The sequence below is a fragment of the Coprococcus intestinalis genome, assembly GCF_023656595.1.
GTDB classification, from domain to species: domain Bacteria; phylum Bacillota; class Clostridia; order Lachnospirales; family Lachnospiraceae; genus Coprococcus_A; species Coprococcus_A intestinihominis.
The window spans coordinates 1-24,801 of the sequence record NZ_JAMOKJ010000017.1; the positions used below are offsets into that span (position 1 = coordinate 1).

The 24,801-nt window shown below is 43.9% G+C and carries 26 protein-coding genes and 1 riboswitch; of the genes, 21 read left to right on the plus strand and 5 right to left on the minus strand.

Annotated elements, in window-relative coordinates; translation table 11 throughout:
- The first annotated feature begins 229 nt into the window (after positions 1 to 229).
- From NBH03_RS12425 to NBH03_RS12475, 12 genes are all read left to right on the plus strand, one after another.
- On the plus strand, positions 230 to 622 hold the full coding sequence (locus tag NBH03_RS12425) for an MFS transporter (protein WP_250799772.1): 393 nt from the start codon (positions 230 to 232) through the stop codon (positions 620 to 622).
- Positions 623 to 641: 19 nt separating this feature from the next.
- The gene (aroD, locus tag NBH03_RS12430; protein WP_250799773.1) at positions 642 to 1,403 is read left to right on the plus strand and encodes a type I 3-dehydroquinate dehydratase; all 762 of its coding nucleotides are present in this window, start codon (positions 642 to 644) and stop codon (positions 1,401 to 1,403) included.
- 260 nt (positions 1,404 to 1,663) lie between these two features.
- Positions 1,664 to 2,110, plus strand: coding sequence for a helix-turn-helix domain-containing protein (locus NBH03_RS12435; RefSeq protein WP_215632183.1), 447 nt, complete (start codon positions 1,664 to 1,666; stop codon positions 2,108 to 2,110).
- Between the two features lie 232 nt (positions 2,111 to 2,342).
- A complete protein-coding gene (locus tag NBH03_RS12440; protein ID WP_250799774.1) occupies positions 2,343 to 4,100 on the plus strand; it encodes an ABC transporter ATP-binding protein in 1,758 nt (585 codons plus the stop codon).
- Positions 4,100 to 5,917 (plus strand): ABC transporter ATP-binding protein, encoded by a 1,818-nt coding sequence (locus NBH03_RS12445; RefSeq protein ID WP_250799775.1) that lies wholly within the window; start codon positions 4,100 to 4,102, stop codon positions 5,915 to 5,917. The genes NBH03_RS12440 and NBH03_RS12445 overlap by 1 nt, the downstream gene beginning before the upstream one ends.
- Before the next feature lie 27 nt (positions 5,918 to 5,944).
- Complete coding sequence (locus tag NBH03_RS12450) at positions 5,945 to 6,544, plus strand: cytidylate kinase-like family protein (RefSeq protein WP_250799776.1); 600 nt, start codon at positions 5,945 to 5,947, stop codon at positions 6,542 to 6,544.
- 155 nt (positions 6,545 to 6,699) lie between these two features.
- Positions 6,700 to 6,781, plus strand: a riboswitch (ZMP/ZTP riboswitch).
- Between the two features lie 99 nt (positions 6,782 to 6,880).
- On the plus strand, positions 6,881 to 7,534 hold the full coding sequence (locus NBH03_RS12455) for a formate/nitrite transporter family protein (RefSeq protein WP_503587312.1): 654 nt from the start codon (positions 6,881 to 6,883) through the stop codon (positions 7,532 to 7,534).
- A 105-nt stretch (positions 7,535 to 7,639) separates the two neighbouring features.
- Positions 7,640 to 7,765, plus strand: a complete 126-nt coding sequence (locus NBH03_RS15905; RefSeq protein WP_256167847.1) for a hypothetical protein — start codon at positions 7,640 to 7,642, stop codon at positions 7,763 to 7,765.
- A gap of 364 nt (positions 7,766 to 8,129) precedes the next feature.
- A complete protein-coding gene (locus NBH03_RS12460) occupies positions 8,130 to 8,720 on the plus strand; it encodes an SOS response-associated peptidase (protein WP_250799778.1) in 591 nt (196 codons plus the stop codon).
- Between the two features lie 34 nt (positions 8,721 to 8,754).
- Positions 8,755 to 9,210, plus strand: a complete 456-nt coding sequence (locus tag NBH03_RS12465; RefSeq protein WP_250799779.1) for a YaiI/YqxD family protein — start codon at positions 8,755 to 8,757, stop codon at positions 9,208 to 9,210.
- 259 nt (positions 9,211 to 9,469) lie between these two features.
- A complete protein-coding gene (argF, locus tag NBH03_RS12470) occupies positions 9,470 to 10,453 on the plus strand; it encodes an ornithine carbamoyltransferase (RefSeq protein ID WP_015515066.1) in 984 nt (327 codons plus the stop codon).
- Complete coding sequence (locus tag NBH03_RS12475) at positions 10,440 to 11,369, plus strand: MBL fold metallo-hydrolase (protein WP_250799780.1); 930 nt, start codon at positions 10,440 to 10,442, stop codon at positions 11,367 to 11,369. The genes argF and NBH03_RS12475 overlap by 14 nt, the downstream gene beginning before the upstream one ends.
- A 132-nt stretch (positions 11,370 to 11,501) precedes the next feature.
- Here NBH03_RS12475 and NBH03_RS12480 read toward each other — a convergent pair whose 3' ends face one another.
- The gene (locus NBH03_RS12480) at positions 11,502 to 11,927 is read right to left on the minus strand and encodes an aspartate carbamoyltransferase regulatory subunit (protein WP_015515068.1); all 426 of its coding nucleotides are present in this window, start codon (positions 11,925 to 11,927) and stop codon (positions 11,502 to 11,504) included.
- A gap of 4 nt (positions 11,928 to 11,931) precedes the next feature.
- A complete protein-coding gene (gene pyrB / locus NBH03_RS12485; RefSeq protein WP_215690880.1) occupies positions 11,932 to 12,855 on the minus strand; it encodes an aspartate carbamoyltransferase in 924 nt (307 codons plus the stop codon).
- A gap of 244 nt (positions 12,856 to 13,099) precedes the next feature.
- On the opposite strand from pyrB, the gene NBH03_RS12490 reads away from it, so the two are divergent.
- From NBH03_RS12490 to NBH03_RS12510, 5 genes are all read left to right on the plus strand, one after another.
- Positions 13,100 to 14,329, plus strand: coding sequence for a 6-phosphofructokinase (locus NBH03_RS12490; RefSeq protein ID WP_250799801.1), 1,230 nt, complete (start codon positions 13,100 to 13,102; stop codon positions 14,327 to 14,329).
- A 72-nt stretch (positions 14,330 to 14,401) separates the two neighbouring features.
- Positions 14,402 to 16,135 carry an adenine deaminase gene (ade, locus tag NBH03_RS12495; RefSeq protein WP_250799781.1) on the plus strand — a complete coding sequence of 578 codons (1,734 nt, stop codon included), beginning with the start codon at positions 14,402 to 14,404 and terminating at the stop codon, positions 16,133 to 16,135.
- A gap of 147 nt (positions 16,136 to 16,282) precedes the next feature.
- The gene (locus NBH03_RS12500; protein WP_250799782.1) at positions 16,283 to 17,338 is read left to right on the plus strand and encodes an ABC transporter substrate-binding protein; all 1,056 of its coding nucleotides are present in this window, start codon (positions 16,283 to 16,285) and stop codon (positions 17,336 to 17,338) included.
- Between the two features lie 171 nt (positions 17,339 to 17,509).
- Positions 17,510 to 18,436, plus strand: a complete 927-nt coding sequence (locus NBH03_RS12505) for an ABC transporter permease (RefSeq protein ID WP_015515072.1) — start codon at positions 17,510 to 17,512, stop codon at positions 18,434 to 18,436.
- Positions 18,429 to 19,223, plus strand: coding sequence for an ABC transporter ATP-binding protein (locus NBH03_RS12510; protein ID WP_015515073.1), 795 nt, complete (start codon positions 18,429 to 18,431; stop codon positions 19,221 to 19,223). The genes NBH03_RS12505 and NBH03_RS12510 overlap by 8 nt, the downstream gene beginning before the upstream one ends.
- 152 nt (positions 19,224 to 19,375) lie before the next feature.
- Here NBH03_RS12510 and NBH03_RS12515 read toward each other — a convergent pair whose 3' ends face one another.
- The 3 genes from NBH03_RS12515 to NBH03_RS12525 form a co-directional block, all read right to left on the minus strand.
- Positions 19,376 to 19,756: a RidA family protein gene (locus tag NBH03_RS12515; protein WP_015515074.1), complete on the minus strand. Its 381-nt coding sequence runs from the start codon at positions 19,754 to 19,756 to the stop codon at positions 19,376 to 19,378.
- Between the two features lie 264 nt (positions 19,757 to 20,020).
- Positions 20,021 to 21,118: an Ldh family oxidoreductase gene (locus tag NBH03_RS12520; RefSeq protein ID WP_015515075.1), complete on the minus strand. Its 1,098-nt coding sequence runs from the start codon at positions 21,116 to 21,118 to the stop codon at positions 20,021 to 20,023.
- Positions 21,119 to 21,276: 158 nt separating this feature from the next.
- Positions 21,277 to 22,170 (minus strand): DegV family protein, encoded by an 894-nt coding sequence (locus NBH03_RS12525; RefSeq protein ID WP_015515076.1) that lies wholly within the window; start codon positions 22,168 to 22,170, stop codon positions 21,277 to 21,279.
- Between the two features lie 505 nt (positions 22,171 to 22,675).
- On the opposite strand from NBH03_RS12525, the gene thiS reads away from it, so the two are divergent.
- The 4 genes from thiS to NBH03_RS12540 all read left to right on the plus strand — a co-directional run bounded on the left by thiS (position 22,676) and on the right by NBH03_RS12540 (position 24,791).
- On the plus strand, positions 22,676 to 22,873 hold the full coding sequence (gene thiS, locus NBH03_RS12530) for a sulfur carrier protein ThiS (RefSeq protein ID WP_250799783.1): 198 nt from the start codon (positions 22,676 to 22,678) through the stop codon (positions 22,871 to 22,873).
- Position 22,874: 1 nt separating this feature from the next.
- A complete protein-coding gene (gene thiF, locus NBH03_RS12535; RefSeq protein ID WP_250799784.1) occupies positions 22,875 to 23,714 on the plus strand; it encodes a thiamine biosynthesis protein ThiF in 840 nt (279 codons plus the stop codon).
- A gap of 188 nt (positions 23,715 to 23,902) precedes the next feature.
- Positions 23,903 to 24,028, plus strand: a complete 126-nt coding sequence (locus tag NBH03_RS15915) for a hypothetical protein (RefSeq protein WP_284703461.1) — start codon at positions 23,903 to 23,905, stop codon at positions 24,026 to 24,028.
- Positions 24,018 to 24,791: a thiazole synthase gene (locus tag NBH03_RS12540; protein WP_117527678.1), complete on the plus strand. Its 774-nt coding sequence runs from the start codon at positions 24,018 to 24,020 to the stop codon at positions 24,789 to 24,791. Before NBH03_RS15915 ends, NBH03_RS12540 begins: the two co-directional genes overlap by 11 nt.
- Positions 24,792 to 24,801: the final 10 nt, after the last annotated feature.

Genomic DNA, 24,801 nt, shown 5'->3' on the forward strand with positions numbered 1-24,801 from the left:
GAGCCATGTTTATATAAAGAATTATAAAGTAAAAATAGGAAGAATTAAATTCCACATTTGAAAGCAGGGTGATTTGCAGGATTAAATTCCACAGAGGGGTGGAATTTAACTTTGCAATTGAGTCCTTTGTCTGATAAGCTGGGAAGAAGAATTTCAGTGTTGATTGGTGCAGCATCCTATGTTATCTTTTTTATAGGCATCGCATTTTCACCGAATATTCAGGTGGCCTATGTGGCAGCAGTCCTTGGCGGAGTTCAAACAGGTCCGTTTCCTGGTGATCTACCCGGCGATTTCCGTTGTCATGTTGGTTCTGGTTTACCTGGTGAAAACACCGATGATCTGCTTCGTGGGAGCATTTGTGATCGGTTATGCAACTGCAGGCGGTGTCCTTCAGATGGCAACAGCAACAGTGAATGATCTGTTCCCGAATATCAAGGGGATCATTACCAGTCTGGTCATGATCGCATCCAGTCTGTGCAACTATACAATTTTAAGTGCGGCAGCGAAAATATCATCCATGCAGGTGATCATGATGAACATTGTTATTACCGTTATCGGCGTGCTGCTGGCAGTTTTTGTCAATGTGAGATACGGAAGTCTTTTAGCGAAGACAGAACAATAAAAAAGAGGAGTCTGAGAGTATGAAAGCAGTAGAAGTTAGAAATATTAAAATCGGCGAAGGTATTCCGAAAATCTGTGTGCCAATCGTCGGTGTGACAAAAGAAGACATTATCAATGAAGCTAAAACATTTGAAAATATTCCGGTAGATGTTGTTGAGTGGCGTGTAGACTGGTTTGAAAATGTTTTTGATATTGAAAAAGTGAAGGATGTGCTGACAGACCTTCGCCAGGTTTTAACAGATACACCGATTCTTTTTACTTTCCGTACATCCAAAGAGGGCGGCGAAAAGGCCATTGAAGCAGCAGATTATGCAAAACTGAACAAGGAAATCGCAGCGACAGGCAATGTGGACCTGGTGGATGTGGAAGCCTTTACAGGGGATGAAGTGGTGAAAGAGATTATTGAAGCAGCCCATGCCTGCGGCGTCAAAGTTGTTGCTTCCAACCATGATTTTGACAAGACACCGGATAAGGATGATATCGTTGGCCGTCTTCGCAAAATGCAGGATCTTGGCGCAGACATTCCAAAGATTGCGGTGATGCCTCAGAGCAAACTGGATGTACTGACACTGCTTTCTGCAACAGAAGAGATGAACAGACTGTATGCGGACAGACCGATCATTACGATGTCTATGGCAGGTACAGGTGTGATCAGCCGTCTTTGCGGTGAAGTATTCGGTTCTGCACTGACATTTGGTGCAGCAGGCAAAGCCTCTGCTCCGGGACAGATGGGTGTGAACGACCTGAATACTGTATTAAATCTGCTTCACAAGAGTCTGTAAGTCTGCTTCACAGCGAATCAACAGGCTGTATTGAACAATTAACAGGCTGCACAGCCGGTTTATGATGTCATTGGGGCGCAGGTTGACAAAGATATTGTCACAGTGTATCTGTCAGATTAAAAATTCTCCCGACAAAAGTTTGAAAAAACCATCGGAAACGGTGTATAATATAACAGATCATAAATACTCACTGCCTTTTAATACAGATCAGACGATGAGTGTATTTTAAATCAGTGAAAATCAGACAGAGGGGAAGTATTATGGAAGAACAGTTAAACATGATGCGCCGCGGCAGACAGTTCAAACAGCTAATGAACAAGAAGATGGACGGCATCATTCGGGAATATGATGTGAAGCGGGTGGAAATCGAGATTCTGCGTTTTCTGGCTATGTCCGGTGAGCGGAATACGGCAGCAGATATTCATCGTTATCTTGATTTGAATAAAGGGCAGATTTCAAAGACCCTGGAACATCTGTGTACCATGCATTATCTGGAGAGCATGCCAGATAAGAAGGACAGGCGTTATATGCATTATATATTGTCAGAGGAGGCAAAAGAGCTGGTGAGGCGCATCAATGCTATATGGGATGATATGCATCAGCAGATCATGTCCGGTATTCAGGCAGAGGATAGAGCGATTTTCAATAAAGTATTAAAGCATGCAATGGCGAATATGGAGAGAATGATTGATGAGGCATCTGTATAATCCGGAAAAGAAAAAATCTAAAAAAAATATAAAAAGCCTTGACATATTCTTTATTCGTACTATAATAGTTTAAAAATAAACGGTTTAATATCAAACAGTTTATGGTGATAAAATACTTCAGCAGCACTGAAGTATTTTTATTCATTTAAATCTGGCACTCTGGTTAGATGAGTGCTGATAATGAATACGTTTTAATAGAAATATGCAATGACATCAAAGGAGAAGTGCAGTAATGATCAAATTATTAAAGAAATTGACAAAGAAAGATATGGCACTGGCTGGACTTGCCTTTCTTTTGATTCTGGCACAGGTTTATCTGAACCTGACCATGCCGGATTATATGTCCGACATGACAGTGCTTGTTCAGACAGAGGGAAGTGCCATGGCAGATATACTTGCAGCGGGAGGCAAGATGCTGCTCTGTGCGGTGGGCTCACTTTTGACGGCAGCCTGTATTGCTGTCTGCGCGGCAAAGATTTCAGCAAATTTTTCAGCCAACCTGCGAGGACAGGTATTTAACAGAGTGCAGTCATTTTCAATGGAAGAGATCGGACGTTTTTCAACATCCAGTCTGATCACACGTTCAACCAATGATATTACCCAGGTTCAGATGGTATTGGTGTTGGGATTGGAAGTTTTTCTGAAGGCACCAGTGACAGCTGTGTGGGCCATCTGTAAGATTGCCGGAAAGAGCTGGCAGTGGACGGCGACAACAGGCATCGCAGTTATTATACTGCTGTGCATTGTCGGAACCTGTGTTATGGTGGCAATGCCGAAGTTCAGAAAGCTGCAGATTCTAACAGATAACATCAACCGGGTGACGCGTGAGAATCTGACAGGGCTTCGTGTTGTCCGTGCCTATAATGCGGAGAATTATCAGGAGACCAAGTTTGAAAAGGCCAATGATGAACTGAAGCGTACACAGCTTTTTGCCAACAGAACCATGACGATTCTGATGCCGGGTATCATGCTTGTCATGAATGGTCTGACACTGGCGGTTTACTGGGTAGGTGCTTATCTGATCAATGATGCGGGTATGCAGGATAAGCTGACATTATTCTCGGATATGATTGTCTTTTCACAGTATGCGATGCAGGTTGTGATGGCTTTCATGATGCTGGTTATGATCTTTGTGCTGGTACCCCGTGCATCCGTTGCTGCAAAGCGTATCAATGAGGTACTGGATACAGAACCGGCCATTGAGGATGGTGCGAAGACAGAAGCCAAGGCGGGTATGACCGGTGAAGTAGAGTTTCGTCATGTCAGCTTCAAATATCCGGATGCAGAGAAGAATGTGCTGGAAGACATTACATTTACAGCTCATAAGGGAGATACGGTGGCTTTCATCGGTTCTACCGGCTGTGGTAAGAGTACGGTTATCAACCTGATTCCGAGATTTTATGATGCAACGGAAGGTGAAGTGCTGGTTGACGGCATGAATGTGAAAGAATATACCCAGGAAGCATTGAGAAACAGAATCGGTTATGTATCCCAGAAGGCGATTCTCTTCTCCGGCACGGTTGCAGGCAATGTGGCTTATGGTGAAAACGGCGGCAAGCCTGAGGACAGAGAAGACATTATCGATGCTGTCCATACAGCTCAGGCGGATGAATTTGTAGAGAAACTGCCGGATACCTATGATGGTTTTGTAGCCCAGGGCGGTTCGAATCTCTCCGGCGGTCAGAAACAGCGTCTTTCTATTGCCAGAGCTATTTGCCGTCATCCGGAGATTATGATCTTCGATGATTCCTTCTCGGCACTGGATTATAAGACCGACCGAATTTTAAGAAAGGCACTGGATGAAAAGTGCGGTGATACAACCCGATTGATCGTTGCACAGAGAATCGGCACTATCCGCGATGCAGACAAGATCATTGTTCTGGATGAAGGCAGGATCGCAGGAATGGGTACCCATGATGAACTGATGAAGAATTGTGAAGTTTATCGTCAGATTGCTTTCTCTCAGCTTTCAAAGGAGGAACTGGCATAATGGAAAATAGAAATAACAGAGGTGGGATGCGGGGCCCTGGCATGGGCAGACGTCCTGCAGAGAAATCAAAAGATTTTAAAGGAACATGGATGAAGATCATCCGTTATTGCAAACGTTATCTGGCAGTGATCGTTGTTGCTCTGATCTGTGCCGTGGCCGGTACGATTCTGACAATCCTCGGTCCGGATAAATTGTCAGATTTGACAAAGGTGATTACAGAGGGCATAGCGACAGGTATTGATATGGAACGTGTCAAGTCCATCGGTCTGACATTGGTGGCTTTTTATGTGGGCAGTGCGATTTTGTCTTTTGGACAGCAGTTCATTATGGCCACGGTCACACAAAATGTGACAAAGCAGCTGCGAAGCGATATTTCGGTCAAGATCAATCGTCTGCCGATGGCCTATTACAATAAGACATCTACAGGTGATGTGCTTTCAAGAGTCACCAATGATGTGGATATGATTTCTCAGTCTATGAACCAGAGTATCGGCAACCTGGTGTCAGCGGTAGCCTTGTTCTTTGGGTCTTTAATCATGATGTTTAAGACCAATGTGATCATGACGCTGACAGCAGTGATCGCAACTATGATCGGTTTCGGACTGATGTCACTGATCACAAGTCATTCACAGAAATATTTCTCAAGGCAGCAGGCAAATCTCGGTGCATTAAATGGTCATATTGAAGAGATTTATTCCGGACATACAGTTGTCAAAGCCTATAACGGTGAAAAAAATGCCAAAAAAGTATTTGATGAACTGAATAATAACCTGAGAGACAGCGCTTTTAAGGCACAGAGCCTTTCCGGTCTGATGCAGCCTTTGATGGCCTTTATCGGCAATTTTGGTTATGTGGCTGTCTGTGTGATGGGTGCTGTGCTGACAATGAAAGGCTATATCGGATTTGAAGTCATTGTTGCATTTATGATGTATATCCGTTTGTTTACCCAGCCCCTTGCGCAGATCGCACAGGCAACTCAGTCCCTGCAGTCTGCGGCAGCAGCCGGTGAGCGTGTATTTGCTTTCCTTGGGGCAGAGGAAATGTCCGATGAAAGCGATAAAACAGAGAAGCTTGGCAAAGCAGAAGGTTATGTGGATTTTGAGCATGTCAAATTCGGCTATGAAGACACAGACAAGATCATTATTCATGATTTTTCAGCCAAGGCAAAACCGGGACAGAAGATCGCGATTGTCGGTCCGACAGGTGCCGGCAAGACGACACTGGTGAATCTGCTGATGCGTTTCCATGAGATCCAGAGCGGCGATATCAAGATCGACGGTATTTCCACCCGGGATATGAAGCGTGAAGAAGTACGTTCCCAGTTCTGTATGGTGCTTCAGGATACATGGCTTTTTGAGGGCACAGTCAGAGAAAACCTGGTGTACAATACAGAGAATGTTTCAGAAGAGAAGATAGAGGCAGCATGTAAAGCCGTAGGCCTGGATCACTTTATCCGAACACTGCCGCATGGCTATGATACGATCCTTAATGATCAGGTGAGTCTGTCACAGGGGCAGAAACAGCAGCTGACCATCGCCAGAGCCATGATTGCGGATAAACCAATGCTGATTCTTGATGAAGCCACAAGTTCCGTGGATACAAGAACTGAGCTTCAGATTCAGAAAGCCATGGATGCGTTGATGCAGAATCGTACATCTTTCGTGATTGCTCATCGTTTGTCCACGATTAAAAATGCCGACCTGATCCTTGTACTGAAGGACGGCGATATTATCGAAAGCGGCAATCATGAGGAACTGCTGGCAAAAGGCGGTTTCTATGCGGATCTGTACAACAGCCAGTTTGATCAGGCGTCATAAGGCAGCATAAGAAGGAAGGCGAGTCGGATGAAGTACCAGTATATAACAATAGAAAGAGAATTTGGCAGCGGCGGCACCAGAATTGGTGAGTTGCTGGCAAAAGAATGCAAAATGCCATGTTACGGCAGAGAAATTCTTGAGTGTGTTGCCAGGAAATATGATATTTCCGTGGAACAGATTGAACAGTATGAGGAGGGCGTGACCAACAGCTTTCTCTATACGGTGTTTGTAATGAGCAAAGCCCAGTCAGGGGATATGAACATGCTTTCGGATGAAGGCAAGGTTTATCTGGCAGAGCAGGCTGCTATTCAAAGTCTGGCACAGAATGGTTCTGCAGTATTTATGGGACACTGTGCCAGTGAAGCTTTAAAAGACCGCAAAGGTGTGGTGAAAGTATTCATTCATGCGGATGATGCTTTCAAGCAGAAGAGAATCCAGGAGGATTACCAGATTTCTCCAAATCGGATGGAGTTTCTCCGCAAGAAATATGACAAAAAGAGAGCCAACTATTACAGAGCCAATACCATGAAGCGATGGGATGATTACCGCAATTATGATATCGTGCTGAATTCCGGAAAATTGGGAATAGAGGGCTGTGTGAAAGTGCTGAAAGGCCTGCTGGTTTAATTGTTATACGGATGATTAATTGGACTATGGCTGGAAATTTCGAAAGAATGCTGAATTTACGGAACTGCCATGTCAATGTAATTAAACATCAATGTCCGTTATGCGTAAAAAGCAGAAAATGACTTGACAACCGGGTGAAGTTTCAGTATGATAAAGTCAGTTTATACGACTGACGGAAGTGGAATTGACCACAGGAAGTATGAATGGATTTGAATGCCGACCGTCTGGGCAGTGATGCTCAGCGGCCGGCTTTTTTTACGCGAGCAACGAGCTAAAGTCCGTGCTTGTAGGCGGAGTGGCATGAAGTCCTGGGGCAGTTGACGATTTCAGTTGAATTTGGTTGACACCGGAGCATTACAGAAATTCAATGAGAATTTGGAGGTACAGAGTATGAGAAAGTATGTGAGATTATTTGCCCTGGCTGTGCTGGCGGGTGCTGCCATCGGAATAGGCGGTATTGTGTTTTTATCTTTGGAAAATAAGATTGTGGGGGCGTTGATGTTTACGGCGGGGCTGTATTCTATCTGTGTGCATGGTCTGAACCTGTTCACGGGTAAAGTCGGCTATGCGGTGGAACAGCCAAAATCCTATATCATTGATCTGGTCATTATCTGGGTGGGTAATCTGGCCGGTGCATGGCTGGCGGCCATGGGGGTGCTTGGCAGTAGGATTAACGGCATTTCCGAAAAGGCTCAGAGTATGTGTCAGATCAAAGTGGATGACAGTCTCATCAGTCTGTTTATCCTTGGTATTTTCTGCGGTGCACTGATGTACATTGCAGTGGAAGGCTATAAACAGACAAAAAATCCATTGATTTTGTTCGTTTGTGTGGCAGGATTCATTCTTTGCGGATTCGAGCATTGCATTGCGGATATGTTCTATGTGTCAGTGGCGCAGATGTGGTCCACAAGAGCATTTCTGTGCGTGGTTGTGATCAGCCTTGGAAATGCAGTGGGCGGGATGCTGATTCCAGCGTGTAAGAAGATATAAGCCGCTATGTAATTTATGAGTGACTGATAAATTAGATAATTACTTTTAACAGAATCACCTTCAGACTATAATGGAGTCATAGTTTGAAGGTGATTTTTGGTTGTCATGGGCGTTTACCTGGCAAAACCGATTGCTGATACCATTGCCGTGTGCACAACGGCATCGATGTTTTATGTTTATTATCGGAAACTGAAAGCAGCAGATTTGGCTGAGAAAGAAAATATTGTATAGATAGAGTCGGAAGTGGTTGAGGAGAAAACAATACAGGAAGAGAAAAGAATTTTAAATGTATTACGGATTTTGGTGGATAAACTAAGGACGTTGTTCAGAATTTGAAATATTTGAGGGGATGAGTCAGGCTTGGGTGAAATAAATTGACTTCATTCTCTGGCTTGCTTATAATATAAATTAAATAACTGACAAAAATAGATGAAGCAGAACGTATAATGGATATGAATTTTAGGTTAAGAGGGAAGTGAGTAAATTGTTAGATCAATTTCTCAATAGAATTGTAAAGCAGATTGAGGAATATAGCGGAAAGAATTGGCTGGATGAATGTGCAGAATAATTAGATTTAGATAAGGAAGTAACCAATATGTGCGGCAGATATTATATTGATACTAATTGGCTGGATGAAATTGGTAATGTGGTACATAGTTTTGACATAGACTGGAAAATCTGTAAAGAACAGTTTCAAGGCGATATCTTGCCAACAAACACAGCACCGATTATAGAGAAAACTGAGCATGGCTTGCAGCTGTCACTTTGTAAATGGGGATTCCCCCTGCAAAAGGGAAAAAATCTGGTCATTAATGCAAGAGCAGAAACAGTTCTGGACAAGCCCTCTTTCAGTAATGGTATTTGGTATCATCGGATTGTGATTCCGGCCAGTGGATTCTATGAATGGAATCGTTTAAGAGAAAAGAACACATTTACCAGATCAGATGCGTCGGTACTATATTTAGCCGGTTTCTGTGACTGGTTTGACAATGAGCGGAGATTTGTGATTCTGACCACTGCGGCGAATGAATCAATGCTCAAAGTCCATGATCGAATGCCGTTGATTTTGGAGAAAGAACAGCTGGAAGATTGGTTTGATAATGAAAAGATGCAGGTCATTCTGCGTCAGGAACCGGTGATGCTGAAGAGACAGGCCGAATATGAGCAGCTGAGTTTATTTTCATAAAATGTTAATTTAGAGGAAAAGGGGCAAAAAAGTAATGCAGATATTTGTTGATGCGGATGCATGCCCGGTGGTTGCTATTGTAGAGAAAGTTGCAAAAATGCATGCAGTGCCGGTAACATTGCTGTGTGATACGAATCACGTATTATCATCTGGTTACAGCAAAGTTATTGTTGTCGGAGCCGGAGCGGATGCGGTGGATTATAAGCTGATCAGTATCTGCCGAAAGGGAGATATTGTTGTATCTCAGGATTATGGTGTGGCAGCAATGGCATTGGGAAAAGGAGCGTATGCCATTCATCAATCCGGTAAATGGTACACCAATGACAACATTGATCAGATGTTGATGGAACGCCATTTGAACAAAAAAGCCAGAAGAAGTACGCATAAGAGCCACATGAAAGGACCAAGGAAGATAACACCAGAGGATGATGAGCGGTTTGCACAGTCCTTTGAGAAAATGGTTTTGATGGCACAGAAAAATGAAGATTGAAGGACATGGACAGCGAATAGCCCGGATAGAAACGATTAATTATGCATATGTATTGCATAAAACATGCCTAAATCAATTAAAATATGTATAATTTTACAAAATCAATGAATAACACTTGCATAATTCAAAAAATGAGTGTATACTTATACACAGTTTCGATTTTGAGCCGTTCTTTGTTAATAGGATGGCTTAGCTGATCAGATAAAATGCGATAAGTTAAAACTAAGAAGTTATACTAGAAAGATAAAGAGGTATTGTTATGGATTTAAAAGGACGTCATTTATTAAAGTTACTTGATTTTACACCGGAAGAGATTTTATATTTAGTTGATCATGCAGATGAATTGAAGGCAAAGAAGAAACAGGGAATTCCGACTTTGAATCACCCTGGAAAGAATATTGCTCTGATTTTTGAGAAGAACAGTACAAGAACAAGATGTTCTTTTGAAGTGGCTGCCAATGATCTTGGTATGCATACCACTTTCCTTGATCCGTCCGCTTCACAGATTGGCAAGAAGGAAAGCATTGCCGACACAGCACGTGTACTTGGACGTATTTATGATGGTATTGAGTACCGTGGTTTTGACCAGTCCATCGTGGATGATTTGGCGAAGTATGCCGGTGTACCGGTCTGGAACGGTCTGACCAATCAGTTCCATCCGACACAGGTGCTGGCTGATATTATGACAATTCGTGAGAAGTTCGGATACCTGAAAGGTATCAAGATGACATACATGGGCGATGCCCGTTACAACATGGGCAATTCCCTGATGGTAGTTTGTGCGAAAATGGGTATGCATTTTACAGCATGTACATGCAAGGAATACTTCCCGGATGCTGATATTGTGGCACAGTGTGAAGCGATTGCCAAGGAGACAGGCGGCAGTATTACACTGACAGAGGATGTAGAAGCAGGTACAAAGGGTGCAGATGTTATCTATACAGATGTCTGGGTATCTATGGGTGAACCGGATGAAGTCTGGGCAAAACGTATCAAAGAATTATCTCCATATCAGGTGAATAAGAAAGTAATGGAGAATGCAGGAGAGAAAGCCATCTTCATGCATTGCCTGCCGGCGTTCCATGATCTTAAGACAACTATCGGCAAGGAGATCGGTGAGAAGTTTGGTATCAGTGAGATGGAAGTGACAGATGAAGTCTTCGAGTCTGCACAGTCTGTTGTTTTTGATGAGGCTGAGAATCGTATGCATACGATCAAAGCAGTTATGGATGCAACATTATAAGATGAAATGGCATGAACTGACGGAAAAAACAGGATATGTATCCATCGGCAATGCCTTTGTTCCGGGATATTTTTTGACAGAGAATGAATTGGTCCTGATTGATTCGGGACCAATTCAATCAAAACGTTTAATGGAGCTGTTGGATGAGCGGCACTGGCGTGTTCGGGCCGTTATTCATACCCATGTACATATTGACCATGTGGCGAATGATTTATTACTGTTGGAAAAGTTCCCGGATATTCTTTTTTATACATCAAAGGATGAAGCCGATGCGATTGCATCGCCTGAAGATATGATGCGCTCAATGGGATTTGATACGGCTGCCCATGCGAAAGAGGCGCAGGCTGTGTATTATCCGGAGAAACTTCATATCATAGGTGTAGACATGAAGCGGCCGGAAATTATGATTGATGGAGAGATCTTTGAATTGATTTCGCTGGAAGGTCATTCAGTGGGCCATGTGGGGGTTGTAACACCGGATGGTATCTGCTGTCTTGGTGATGCCATTGTCTCAGAGGATGTTTTGAACGTTTCGAAGCTTCCTTATATGGCAAATGTACAGAAGTCTCTGGCTTCTATGGAGAAGGTAAGGTCATTGAATTATGAGATCTATGTGATTGCCCATCAGTCCGTTGAGAAGAAAGCCTCCATGGACAAAATTGTCACAGACAATATTGCCAAAGAACACCAGTTGTCCAGAATAGCGCTGGAAGTTCTGACGAGACCGATGACCAGAGAGAAAGTGCTGGCGAAATATATGAAAACACTACATATTAATCAGCGGGAAGGGTTAAGCATGGTGATTATTGCTCACAGTGCTTGGACACGCTATATCGATCTGATGGCTCAGGGCAGAATTGTGTATCGAGAGGGTTTGCTGTTTAGAAAAGATGAATTAGACACAGCGCAAACATAAGATGCGTATATTGGAATGCTGATAGAGAGAGTGACCGGATGATACAAAGATCGGATAAGCAGAAAGATAAAGGACACACTGTCCAAAACGATGATGAATCGATACAGTGTGTCCTTTTATGTTTATGTGCGATTATTTTGTATATTTTTCTTCACAGTACTTACATCTGTAAGTGGCTGTTTCTGGATCTGTCAGAAGGAAAACATTCGGCAGTTCCTGTTCGATGGATGTAATACATCTTGGGTTTTTGCAGTGAATAACATTTGTCAGTTTCTTTGGCAGATGAAGCGTCTTCTTCTCGGAAATCTTGCCGTTGGTGATGATGTTCACGGTAATCTTGTGATTCAGGAAACCGATGACATCGAGATCGATACTGTCAAGGCCGCCTGCAATCTTGATGATATCTTTCTTGCCCATTTTTTTGCTGCTGGCATTCTTGATAATCGCAACCTGGCTGTCCAGTTTGCCGAGATTCAGATACTTGTAGATTTCCATGCTCATACCGGCAGGAATATGGTCTAAAACGATACCGTTGTCTAATCCACTGATATTTAACATATAATTATACCTCCACTTTGATTTCAAGTAATGTCAGGATGAGTGCCATACGGATGTACATACCGTACTGAGCCTGTTTGAAGTAAGCTGCTCTCGGATCGTCATCCACTTCAACAGAAATCTCATTGACACGAGGCAGTGGATGAAGAACCAGCATGTCTTCCTTAGCAAGGGCCATTTTGGCTTTATCAAGGATATAGCAGTCTTTCATACGGATATAATCATCTTCATTGAAGAAGCGTTCACGCTGAACACGTGTCATGTAGAGAATATCCAGTTCGCTAATGGCATCATCAAGACTCTGAACTTCTGTATACGGAATATTCTTCTGCTTCAGCATCTCAAGGATGTATTCAGGTACACGCAGTTCTGGAGGGGAAATGAGGAGAAAACGAATGCCTTCATAGCGGGATAAGGCTTCGATTAAGGAATGAACTGTACGACCAAACTTCAGGTCACCGCAGAGACCAATTGTCAGATTATTCAGATGACCTTTTAAGGAACGAATCGTCAGAAGGTCTGTCATTGTCTGAGTCGGATGCTGATGACCGCCGTCACCGGCATTGATCACAGGAATCTTGGCTTTCATGGATGCAACCATTGGAGCACCTTCTTTTGGATGACGCATTGCACAGATATCTGCGTAGCAGCCGATCATACGGATTGTATCAGAAACACTTTCACCCTTTGAAGCAGAGCTGGAAGCAGCGGAAGAAAATCCCAGAACATGACCGCCCAAGTGATACATGGCACCTTCAAAGCTCAGTCGTGTACGTGTACTTGGTTCATAGAAACAAGTAGCAAGAGTCTTTCCTTCACAGGCATGGGCATATTTGGCAGGATTGTGTTCAATATCTGCGGCTAAGTCCATTAACTGATCCAATTCTTCCACAGAAAAGTCCATTGGGTTTAATAAATGACGTGGCATAAAGTCCCTCCTCAATATATATTAAAAATTAAATTTAGTTATCATACCTATTATACCTGTTTATAGCAGGAAGTCAAATTAAATCTACATAAAATTTACCAGATTTTGTAGAATAATTAGGGGGAGGTGTCAGAAAATTGACAAGGTCAGGTGATAAATGTTATGATACAGAAAAATTAACATGTTATTTATTGTGATTTAAACAGAAAAATTCTATTTATTTTTGGAGGAACAGAAAATGAAGATGATGAAAAATGCAATCGTTGCCCAATCCGGTGGTCCGACAACGGCTATTAATGCCAGTCTTGCAGGTGTGATCAAAGGCTGTCTTGAGAGTCATGAAATTGATGTTCTTTATGGCGCATTAAATGGTGTCGAGGGGCTGATGGATGAACGACTTGTGAATCTTACTGATATTTTTGATCATAATGAAGAGAATCTGAATGTGCTGAAGCTGACACCGGCCATGTATCTTGGTTCTTGCCGCAGAAAATTGAAAGATGTCGATCAGGATTCAAGTGAATATGACATTATTATCAATATTTTCCGCAAATATCATATTCATTATTTCTTCTATATAGGAGGTAATGATTCTATGGATACGGTAGGCAAGATGAGCCGGTATGTGAAGGAACACCAGATGGATGTGAAAGTTATCGGCATTCCGAAGACCATTGATAATGATCTGGTGGTGACTGACCATACGCCGGGATTTGGTTCTGCCGCACGTTATGTGGCAGCATCTGTTCTTGAAATGGCCCATGATACCTATATTTATAATACAAAAAGTGTTCTCATTGCGGAGATTATGGGAAGAGATGCAGGATGGCTGACGGCAGCCAGTGTGCTGGCAAGAAACAGTTACAGCCGGGCACCGCATCTGATCTACCTGCCGGAGCATCCTTTTTCAAAGGAACAGTTTATAGAAGATATCAAAGCGCAGTTTAAGCAGCGAGAGCATATCGTTATTGCTGTTTCAGAGGGACTTCGGGATGCTGATGGGCATTACATCAGTGCAGAAACAGCTGCGGTGGATGCTTTTGGTCATGCCACATTAAGCGGTACCGGCAAATGTCTTGAGGGACTGGTAGCAGAGACATTCGGATGCAAAGTCCGCTCAGTAGAGATTAATGTGCTGCAGAGATGTGCTGCCCACATGGCGTCGGCCACAGATATCGAGGAGAGCTGGCAGCTGGGGTTAAAAGGGGTTGCTCTGGCACTGGAAGGCAAAAGCGGTGAGATGTCCATTGTCTGCAGAATTTCTGATGAACCGTATCAGGTTATTTATGATGGGGCAGATGTGCAGCAGATTGCCAATGCAGAGAAGAAGATCCCGACAGCGTGGATCAATGAAGCGGGCAATGATGTGACAGAGGAGATGGTGCGTTACCTGAGACCGCTGATTCACGGAAGCGTTGCTGTGCCGGAGCAAGACAGTATGCCGCACTATCTGTTTTTGGGAGAAGCGCTTTAAAACATTTTTGGTCAGGGAAGATTTTGGTGTCGATTCACGATACATGATCAATCAATTGCAGGGGGTGTTTGGATGTCATCAAGGGAAAGTTATACCAGTGTGATCAACAGAAAAGCAGCTGCTAAACAGCAGTTGATGAATGTGGCTATGGGCCGGGAGAGAGCAGATCTTGTCTTGAAAAATGCTGTTTATGTCAATGTGTTCACCAATGAACTTTCACAGGGGGATATTGCAGTCAAAAACGGTGTCATTGCAGGAATTGGGCATTATGATGGTGTAGAGGAACTTGATATGCAGGGCAAAATTGTGGCACCGGGGTTGATTGATGCGCATATCCATCTGGAAAGCAGTCTGGTGGCTCCGTCAGAGTTTGTCAAGGCTGTTTTGCCTCATGGCACTGCAACGGTGATCACGGATCCACATGAAATTGCCAATGTTCTGGGAACAGACGGTATTGACTATATGATCCAGGCGACGGAGGGCCTGCCGGTTGAAGTGCGGTTTATGCTGCCGTCCTGTGTTCCGGCAACACCCCTTGATGAATCTGGGGCAAGACTGGATTATCAGGCTATCGATCCTTTTTATGATTATGACAGAGTTCAGGGACTGGCGGAGATGATGAACTATACAGGTGTGATCCAGGGGGATACAGAAGTCCTTCAGAAAATCGCAGCTGCACACAAGTATCATTGCAGGATCGATGGTCATGCGCCGGGACTTTCAGGCAAGGAACTGAATGCTTATGTGGCCTCCGGGGTTTATTCGGATCACGAATGTTCATCCATGGAGGAAGCCCTGGAAAAACTCAGCAGAGGGCAGTATATCATGATCCGTGAGGGAACGGCAGCAAGAAATCTGAGAGCTCTTGCCGGACTTCTGGTGCCGCAGTACTATGAGCATTGTATGTTCTGTACAGATGACAAGCATCCGAATGATCTGCTGCATGTTGGACATATGGATGCCATTATCCGTGAGGCAGTCCAAAAATATAAAGTGGATCCGATCATTGCTATTAAGGCGGCTACCCATCATCCGGCCAGATATTTTCATCTGGCGAGCCGAGGTGCGATTGTGCCGGGATATCAGGCGGATTTTGCTGTGTTTGACAATCTTCAGGATCTGCATGTGGAGATGACAGTGATTAAGGGACATGTGTGGTATCATGACGGACAGCTTGAAGATGTTCCGGTTCCGGAGGTGGATGCATGGCTTTCGGATAAAGCACACCATACATTTAATCTTGACAGATTAACGTCGGATAGTTTTGAGGACCATCGGCCGAGGGGCGTCATCGGCATGGTGCCGGGAGAAATTGTGACAACAGATGCCGGCTATGCGTCGGCGGTTGACATATCGAAGGATATCCTGAAAATTGCTGTCATTGAGCGGCATCGTCATACCGGCCATATCGGCATTGGTTATCTGAAAGGCTATGGACTGAAAAAAGGCGCTGTGGCCACATCGATTTCACATGATTCCCATAATATTATTGTTGTAGGCAGCAACGATGCGGATATGGCTGCTGCCGCTAACCGGATTATTGAGAATAACGGCGGGATCGCTGTCGTGAAGAATGGTCAGATTCTGGGAGAAGTTGTTCTGAAAATTGCCGGGCTTATGAGCGACAAATCGCTGACGGAAGTGAATGATGCCCTTGAGAATGCCAGGAAACAGGCGGCTGTGCTTGGGGTATCGGAAGGTATTGATCCGTTTATGACCCTGTCTTTTATGTCATTGCCGGTGATTCCGAAATTGCGGCTCACAACCCGGGGGATTATTGATGTTGCAAGACAGCAATATATCTGATATCTCTTGAATTTTTCACTTTAAAGCATTAATAGGGTTGATTTTTGAACTTTAAAGTACTATAATGTATGCATGAAGTCTGTATAAATTTGATCGAAATAATTCAATAATACGGACAATGTGTACAATTTGAGGAGGTATATCATTATGAAAAAGATGAAGAAAGTGCTGGCAGTAGCATTATCTTTAGTTATGGCAGGCAGCCTGGCTGCATGCGGCAGCTCATCCACAGAGACAAAGGCACCTGAGACAGGCGCTTCTGAAACAGCAGCAGAATCCACAGCAGAGAGCGGTTCTGAGGCGGCCAGTGAGGTTTCAACAGACGGCAAGGTGTATAACATCGGTATCTGCCAGTTGATTCAGCATGATGCACTGGATGCAGCAACAAAAGGTTTTGAAGATGCATTGACAGAGGTATTTGGTGACAATGTGAAATTTGATGAACAGAATGCTCAGGGTGATTCTGCAACATGTGCAACGATTATCAATGGCTTTGTTTCAAACAATGATGATTTAATTTTGGCGAATGCAACAGCAGCTCTTCAGGCCGCAGCAGCCGGAACAGACACTATCCCGATCCTCGGTACATCTGTTACAGATTACGGCGTAGCCCTTGATATTGATAACTTTGACGGTACAGTCGGCGGCAATATTTCCGGTACAGCAGACCTTGCGCCATTAGATGGTCAGGCTGATATGCTTCATGAGTTATTCCCTGATGCCAAGAAGATTGGTCTGTTATATTGCTCAGCAGAAGCTAACTCTAAGTTCCAGGTTGATACAATCAAGGGATATCTTGAGAAACTTGGTTATACATGTGAATACTATGCATTCTCAGATTCTAACGATCTTTCATCTGTATGTACATCCGCTGCCAATGACAGTGATGTGATTTATGTACCAACAGACAACACAGTTGCCAACAATACAGAGATCGTCAACAACATCTGTACACCGGCAGGCGTTCCGATTGTTGCAGGTGAAGAGGGTATCTGCAAAGGATGTGGTGTTGCAACACTTTCTATCAGCTACTATGATCTTGGTGTAGCAACAGGTAAGATGGCAGCTAAGGTTCTTCAGGGTGAAGATATCTCTACAATGCCAATTGAATATGCACCAACATTTACAAAAGAATACGTTGCAAGCCGCTGCGAAGCATATGGTATTACAGTACCTGATGATTATGTAGCACTTGAGGAATAATCATACATAGGAATATAACAAGATAAATAGGGGCTGCGCACAGTATATAAGAAGCTTTCGGGCGGTATATTCTGCGGCGGCCCCATCTTGTGTGTTATGCATGCGGTATGATCTGGTATCATTGTGAGCATGGATACAGTCAACTAGATAAACAGCAAGGAGGAATCAGCCATGAATATAATGGCATTGATCAGCGCACTGCCGGGTGCAGCTGCCCAGGGACTGATCTGGGGAATTATGGCAATCGGTGTTTATATTACTTTCAGAACACTGGATATTGCCGATTTGACGGTAGATGGCACTATGTGTACAGGCGGTGCTGTCTGCATTATGATGATGATGAATGGACACAACGTATGGGTAGCGATGCTGGCGGCATTTATCGCAGGTATGCTGGCAGGTCTTGCAACAGGCTTTTTCCATACCTTTATGGGAATTCCGGCAATTCTTTCCGGTATTCTGACCCAGCTGGCACTTTGGTCAGTGAACCTGAAGATCATGGGCAAGTCCAACCAGGCACTGAATGTGGATAAGTACAATTTGCTTGTTTCTCTTCGCTACATCAAAGGTGTTCCGATTTTTAAGAATACCATTGTGATCGTTGCGATTATGATTGTTGTACTGATTGCCATTCTCTACTGGTTCTTCGGTACAGAGCTTGGATGTTCAATTCGTGCAACAGGCTGCAACAGCAATATGGCACGGGCTCAGGGAATCAATACGAATTTTAATAAAGTACTTGGCCTGATGATCTCCAATGGCCTTGTAGCACTTTCCAGCGCCCTGCTGGCTCAGTATCAGGGATTTGCGGATATCAATATGGGACGTGGTGCTATCGTTATCGGTCTGGCGGCCGTTATTATCGGCGAAGCGATTTTCGGACGTATTTTCCGCAACTTTGCCCTGACACTGTTAAGCGTCGGTTTTGGTGCTGTTATCTACTATCTGGTTCTTCAGGTTGTTATCTGGCTTGGTGTTGATACAGACCTTTTGAAGATGTTCTCCGCAATTGTTGTTGCAATTTTCCTTGCAATCCCGTATTGGAAGAGCAGATATTTTGCAAAACCGGTAAGAAGAGGAGGCAGCGCAGATGCTTGAGATTAAGAATATTTATAAGACATTTAACGCCGGCACAGTGAATGAGAAGAGAGCCCTTAATGGCCTTTCCCTGAATCTTGAAGACGGTGATTTCGTAACAGTCATCGGCGGCAATGGCGCCGGCAAATCCACCATGCTCAATGCCATCGCAGGTGTATGGCCGGTGGATGAAGGGCAGATCATTATTGATGGTGTGGACGTGACAAAACTTTCCGAACACAAGAGAGCCAAATATCTGGGAAGAGTTTTCCAGGATCCGATGACCGGTACGGCAGCTACCATGGGTATTGAAGAGAACCTGGCATTGGCACAGCGCCGCGGTCAGTCAAGAACGCTGAAGATTGGAATTACCAAGAAAGAGCGTGAAGAATACAAAGAACTGCTGAAGATCCTTGGCCTTGGACTTGAGAATCGTCTGACATCAAAGGTGGGGTTGTTATCCGGTGGTCAGAGACAGGCACTGACTCTTTTGATGGCAACATTGAAAAAACCGAAGCTTTTGCTTCTGGATGAACATACAGCAGCCCTTGATCCGAAGACAGCAGCCAAAGTCCTTGAGACAACGGATATGATCGTTAACAGGGATCATCTGACAACCATCATGATCACCCATAACATGAAAGACGCCATCGCTCACGGCAATCGTTTGATCATGCTTATGGACGGCAAGATCATCCTGGACATCAAAGGCGAAGAGAAAAAGAAACTCACCGTCGAAGATCTGCTGCATCAGTTCGAAAAAGCCAGCGGCGAAGAATTCGCCAACGACAGAGCACTGCTCAGCTAAGCAATGTGGTTGAAAAGAAAATTAAGAAATCTGTGCGATGACGGCTGCTTTTGATACGGCCATGGCACAGACCAACTATAAAAGAAATACCTCCGGAAACAGTGGGCGCTGAGCCCGTTTCCGGAGGTATTTCTTTTATAGTTGGTCGTCAATTAGTCAACAACAGCAATTGCGCCGATTTCAACAAGGGCATCCTTAGGAAGTCTTGCAACTTCTACAGCAGCTCTTGCAGGGCATTTCTCTGTGAAGAATTCTGCGTATACAGCGTTCATGTCAGCAAACATGTTCATATCTTTCATGAAAACATCAACACGAACAACATGATCAAGATCTGTACCTGCTTCAGCAAGGATGTTCTTGATGTTTGTCAGAGACTGACGTGTCTGTTCCTGGATTGTATCGCCTGCGAAAGCGCCTGTAGCAGGATCAACCGGGAGCTGACCGGAAACGTAGATAGCGCCGCCTGCCTTGATAGCCTGTGAATATGGTCCGATCGCTGCTGGTGCATTAGATGTGTGAATTACTTCTTTCATAATAAAAAGCCTCCTTGAAATCATGTAAAAATAATATCTCACGTAATTGCTCATATGTTCATAACGCTGATTGCAGCACATTGATAAAATGGCTTTGAACAATTACTAAAATTTATATATTCATCATACCATAAAACAGACAAAAAGCAAGATAATATCTAAAAAATATTTAGTACAACTAAAAGATTTTTGATACTATCTTGCTTTTATACAGTCATCTGTTTGGTTCAGTCTTCTGATCGGATAAAACGGATGAGAAGAGGCTTATCCGTTATAAATATCTCCGAAGTAGCTGTTAAAATCGGCACCGACATATTCGCTCAGATCCTTCATCTCAGCCAGTGTCTTGACGTCAACATCCAGACCATTCTTCATACGGTCTGCTGTCGCAAGGATTTCCTTTTCACCATGGGTATAGATGCGTTCTTTGCCGTCTGCCTTTGGAGATTCGCGCAGTTCTGTCAGGAAATCGGACAGGTGCTGTTTGATGGCTTCGGCATCTCCGAATGCAGCAGGATCAATGGCAATAAAACCATGGCATGTGCCGCCCTTGCCGTTCTGGATACTGTGGTTGGATGTCAGCCCCATAGAAAGGATGGAGCAGAAGATTTCGCAGAGCATGGCATAACCATAACCTTTGTGGCTGCCTGTCAGTTCTTCTGCGCCGCCCAGAGGCATAATACCGCCGCCGGCTTTCTTGTCGATGTTGGTAAGAACTTCTGCAGCGTTTGTGCAAGGATGGCCGTTGGCATCCAGACCCCAGCAGTCAGGAATTGGCTTCTCGGCTTTTCGGTACATCTCGAACTTACCGCGGGTGACGACACTTGTAGATGCATCGAAGAAGAACGGATATGGTTCAGCCGGCATGGAAATAGCAATTGGGTTTGTGCCCAGCATGGCTTTCTTGCCGAATGTCGGAACAACGATGGCTTCTGAGTTTGTAAAGGCCATACCAATGAGCCCCTGATCGCAGGCCATCTTGGCATAATAACCGGCGATACCGAAGTGGTTGGAATCTCTGACGGTGACAATAGCCATACCGATCTCTTTGGCTTTCTTAATAGCCAGATCCATGGCAAAATGACCAATCAACTGTCCCATACCATCATGACCGTCTACGACGGCTGAAACAGGTGTTTCAAAAACGATTTCAGGTTTGGCGTGAACTTTGATCATGCCGCTGGCAATACCTTTGTGGTAGCGGACAAGTCGTTGCGCGCCATGGGATTCAATCCCGTAAACATCTGAGAGTAATAAAACATCGGAAATAATACGGCTTTCTTCTTTTGTGAAACCGAATCTCTGGAAAACATCCATACAGAATGCATCCATTACATCATACTGAATTTTAACGTGTGCCATATCCGGACCTCCTAAATGATTTTTATCAATTTAAAACGTTAGTTATAAAAAGTTTAGCATAAATCCAACGATTTCTCAATGGATAAAGCGTATCTATTTCAGTAATTTTAAAATCATTTAAAAGTTTGTTGATGGAACTTGAAGTGAGAGGCGTTTGGCTAGCAGGATTTCTCGCACAGTCCAAAACCAATCGGATGAGGGCCTGTATGCACGCCGATGGTGGCACCAATCTGTCCGATTTCGACCGTTGGTTCAAAGCCCGGCCATTTCTTCTTCATGTGTTCAATCACATCTTTGCGGAGATCTTCGCCTTCTTTGATGTTGTAGCCGTAACCAACCATATAAATATAACGGTCCGGATCATTACCGTTTTCTTCGATGTGAGCAAATAACTTCTCCATGGCCTTTTTGCGGGACTGAACACGGCCTCTGGCAAGGCCGGATGGAAAGAGTTCGCCTTGGGTCATAAGGATCATTGGACGTAGATTCAGAATATTGGCGGAGATGCCTGCCAACTTGCCGACACGTCCGCCGTGAACAAGGTAATCCATATTTTCAACAGTAAAGAAAATACGGCATGTGTCTTTGATTTCATCGGCGCGTTTGATCAGGGCATCATAATCGGCACCGGAGCGTTGGAAACGTACGATTTCCTGAATCATCAGACCCTGCATCAGGGTGGCAAGGGTTGTATCCATGATTGTTACACGGATACCCGGATAATTTTCCTGAATCATGTTGCCTGCATTGCGGGCGGAATTATAGGAACCACTGAATTTGGCACTTAAGGTAAAGCAGATGATATCAATGCCCTGTTTGGCATATTTTTCAAAAACATCATAATAATCCTGAACTGTCGGCAGCGAGGTCTTTGGGAAAATCTTTGGATTATCCACCATAAACTGATAAAAATCACGGACATCCAGTTCTTCGATCTCTTTTAAATAATGTTCGCCGTCCATGGTCACATAATAAGGCACAACATCCACGCCGAATCTGGTGGCACGTTCACTGCCCATATCCCACGAACCGTCTGTAATAATCTGGTACATAAAAAATCTCCTAAAATCTTGCGAAATCCATTTAGGCTTTATGAAATATATAAAATTATTCGTTCATAAGCAGGCACACTCGCGTTGTCACTTCTTGGCAGCGGTACATAAGGTGAGAATTTCGCATGTAATTTATTTTCATCAAATATAAAAAAGTTATTTATTCAGAGAGTATTATAACGCGAAGCAATATTTTTATCAAAATGAAATGAGAAAATAGGCTACAGTTTCGGGATTTTGTATAGTAAATTTTGGGGTTGACAGATGGTTAAAAAACGTTATAATTAAGTCAGAGTGCAAAAGTTCATTTGGTTTATGACTGTTATGTGAATGGTTATGAATTTTGATGTTTAGCCGCATGAAGGGGTACACCACCACGGGTGTAGTTCTTTGTGCGGCTTTTTTTACGCGGGTAATGAGCCAAAGTTCATGCTTGCATGGAACCTTAGCAAATACTGAGAACGTCAAAATTGGTGCACGTTTGTGACGAGGGGAGGGGTTCGTAGTGATTAAGGTCAATGGTGAAATGCTGGAAATTGCAGAGGGTACAACGGTTGCAGCTTTTTTAAAGGAACACGGGTACCCGGACAAGATGACTGCGGTTGAGTGCAATGGCGCAATTATTCCGAGAAGTATATGGGAAGAAGCCATTTTGAAGGATGGCGATACAGTTGAGGTTGTCCGATTTGTAGGAGGCGGTTGATGTGGCAGAGATTATTTTAAACGGGCAATCTGTGAAGACAGAAGCGGCAGATATGGAAGATTTGAAGCGACAGACGTATGCTTCGGAAGGCCTGTCAGAGGATATTCAGAGACATTGTGTATGGATTGTTGAAGGCTTTCAGACGGATGAGAATCTGTCTTTGAAGGACGGAATGACCATCAATTGGATACAGAAAGGCAAGATGCCGGATCGTGAAGAGATGGAGAGTATGCTCTGTGCAAGACATACGCCCCATGTCTATGAAAAGGCGAAGAAGGCAAGGGTGGCAATCGCAGGTCTTGGTGGCCTGGGGTCGAATATTGCAATCATGCTGGCAAGAACCGGTATCGGTCATCTGCATCTGATTGATTTTGACATTGTGGAGCCGAGCAATCTGAACCGTCAGCAGTATATGGTGGAACATCTGGGCATGTACAAGACAGAAGCTTTAAAGGATGAACTGCAGCGAATGAATCCGTATATCGAGGTACAGATTGACACAGCGCGTATTACGGAAGAAAATTGCCGGGATTTTTTTAAAAATGACGACATCATCTGTGAGGCCTTTGATAAGCCAGATGTGAAAGCAATGCTGACAGAACAGATTCTATGTTATTATCCGGAGAAGACATTGATCTGCGGTTCCGGAATGGCAGGCTATGGCTCATCTAACACAATCAAGACGCGCAAGATCAATGATCATTTTTATATTTGCGGGGATGGCGTCAGCGGCGCCATGCCGGGCAGAGGACTGATGGCGCCGAGAGTGACCATCTGTGCGGCACACGAAGCCAATATGGTTCTGCGCTGCGTCCTTGGTCTGGATGCCGATGAGATATAGAAGGATACGGCCGGTACAGTCGAATGAAGATAAGATATAGAAATATAAAAATCCAATTGTTAGGTACCTTATATAATTAGAAAATTAGTTAGGTACCTAACAACTGAAAAAATAAAAAACAATTGCAATCAATTGTCAATGGAAATAGTGACAGAGAACAGCTGAGCTTTAGAAAAGCGAAAGCAAAAGTGAAAGTAAAAGCAGAAGTAAAAGTAAGAGCAAAAGTAAATGCAGAAGCGAAAATAAAAGCAGAAGTAAAAATAAAAGCAGAAGCAAAAATAAAAATGAAAGTAGGGAACAACTATGCAGAATAAAGATACATGGACATTGGGAGGTCATACATTTACGTCAAGATTTATTCTCGGTTCAGGCAAATACAACCTGAATCTGATCCGTGCAGCTGTAGAAGATGCCGGCGCAGAGATTATTACACTGGCACTTCGTCGTGTCAATACTCGTAAAGAAGAGAATATTCTGGATTATATTCCGGAAGGGGTTACACTGCTGCCGAACACTTCCGGTGCGCGAAATGCCGAAGAGGCTGTTCGTTTGGCAAGACTGGCACGTGAAATGGGATGCGGTGATTTTGTCAAAGTAGAAATCATGCATGATTCCAAATACCTTCTGCCGGATAATTATGAAACAATTAAGGCTACAGAGATTCTGGCTAAGGAAGGTTTCATTGTTATGCCTTATATGTATCCGGACCTGAATGCAGCCAGAGATATGGTGAATGCCGGTGCGGCCTGCATTATGCCGTTGGCTTCTCCAATCGGTTCCAACAAGGGCCTTGCAACAAAGGAATTTATTCAGATCCTGATCGATGAAATTGATCTTCCGATTATTGTGGATGCCGGTATCGGTCGTCCGTCACAGGCATGTGAAGCCATGGAAATGGGCGCAGCAGCGATCATGGCCAATACAGCTATTGCAACTGCAGGCGATATCCCGGCTATGGCTGGCGCTTTCAAGAACGCCATCGCAGCAGGTCGTGCCGCTTATCTTTCAGGTCTTGGACGTGTCCTTCACAGAGGCGCCTCTGCATCTGATCCTCTGACAGGATTTTTACATGACTAAGGGGGCGCTT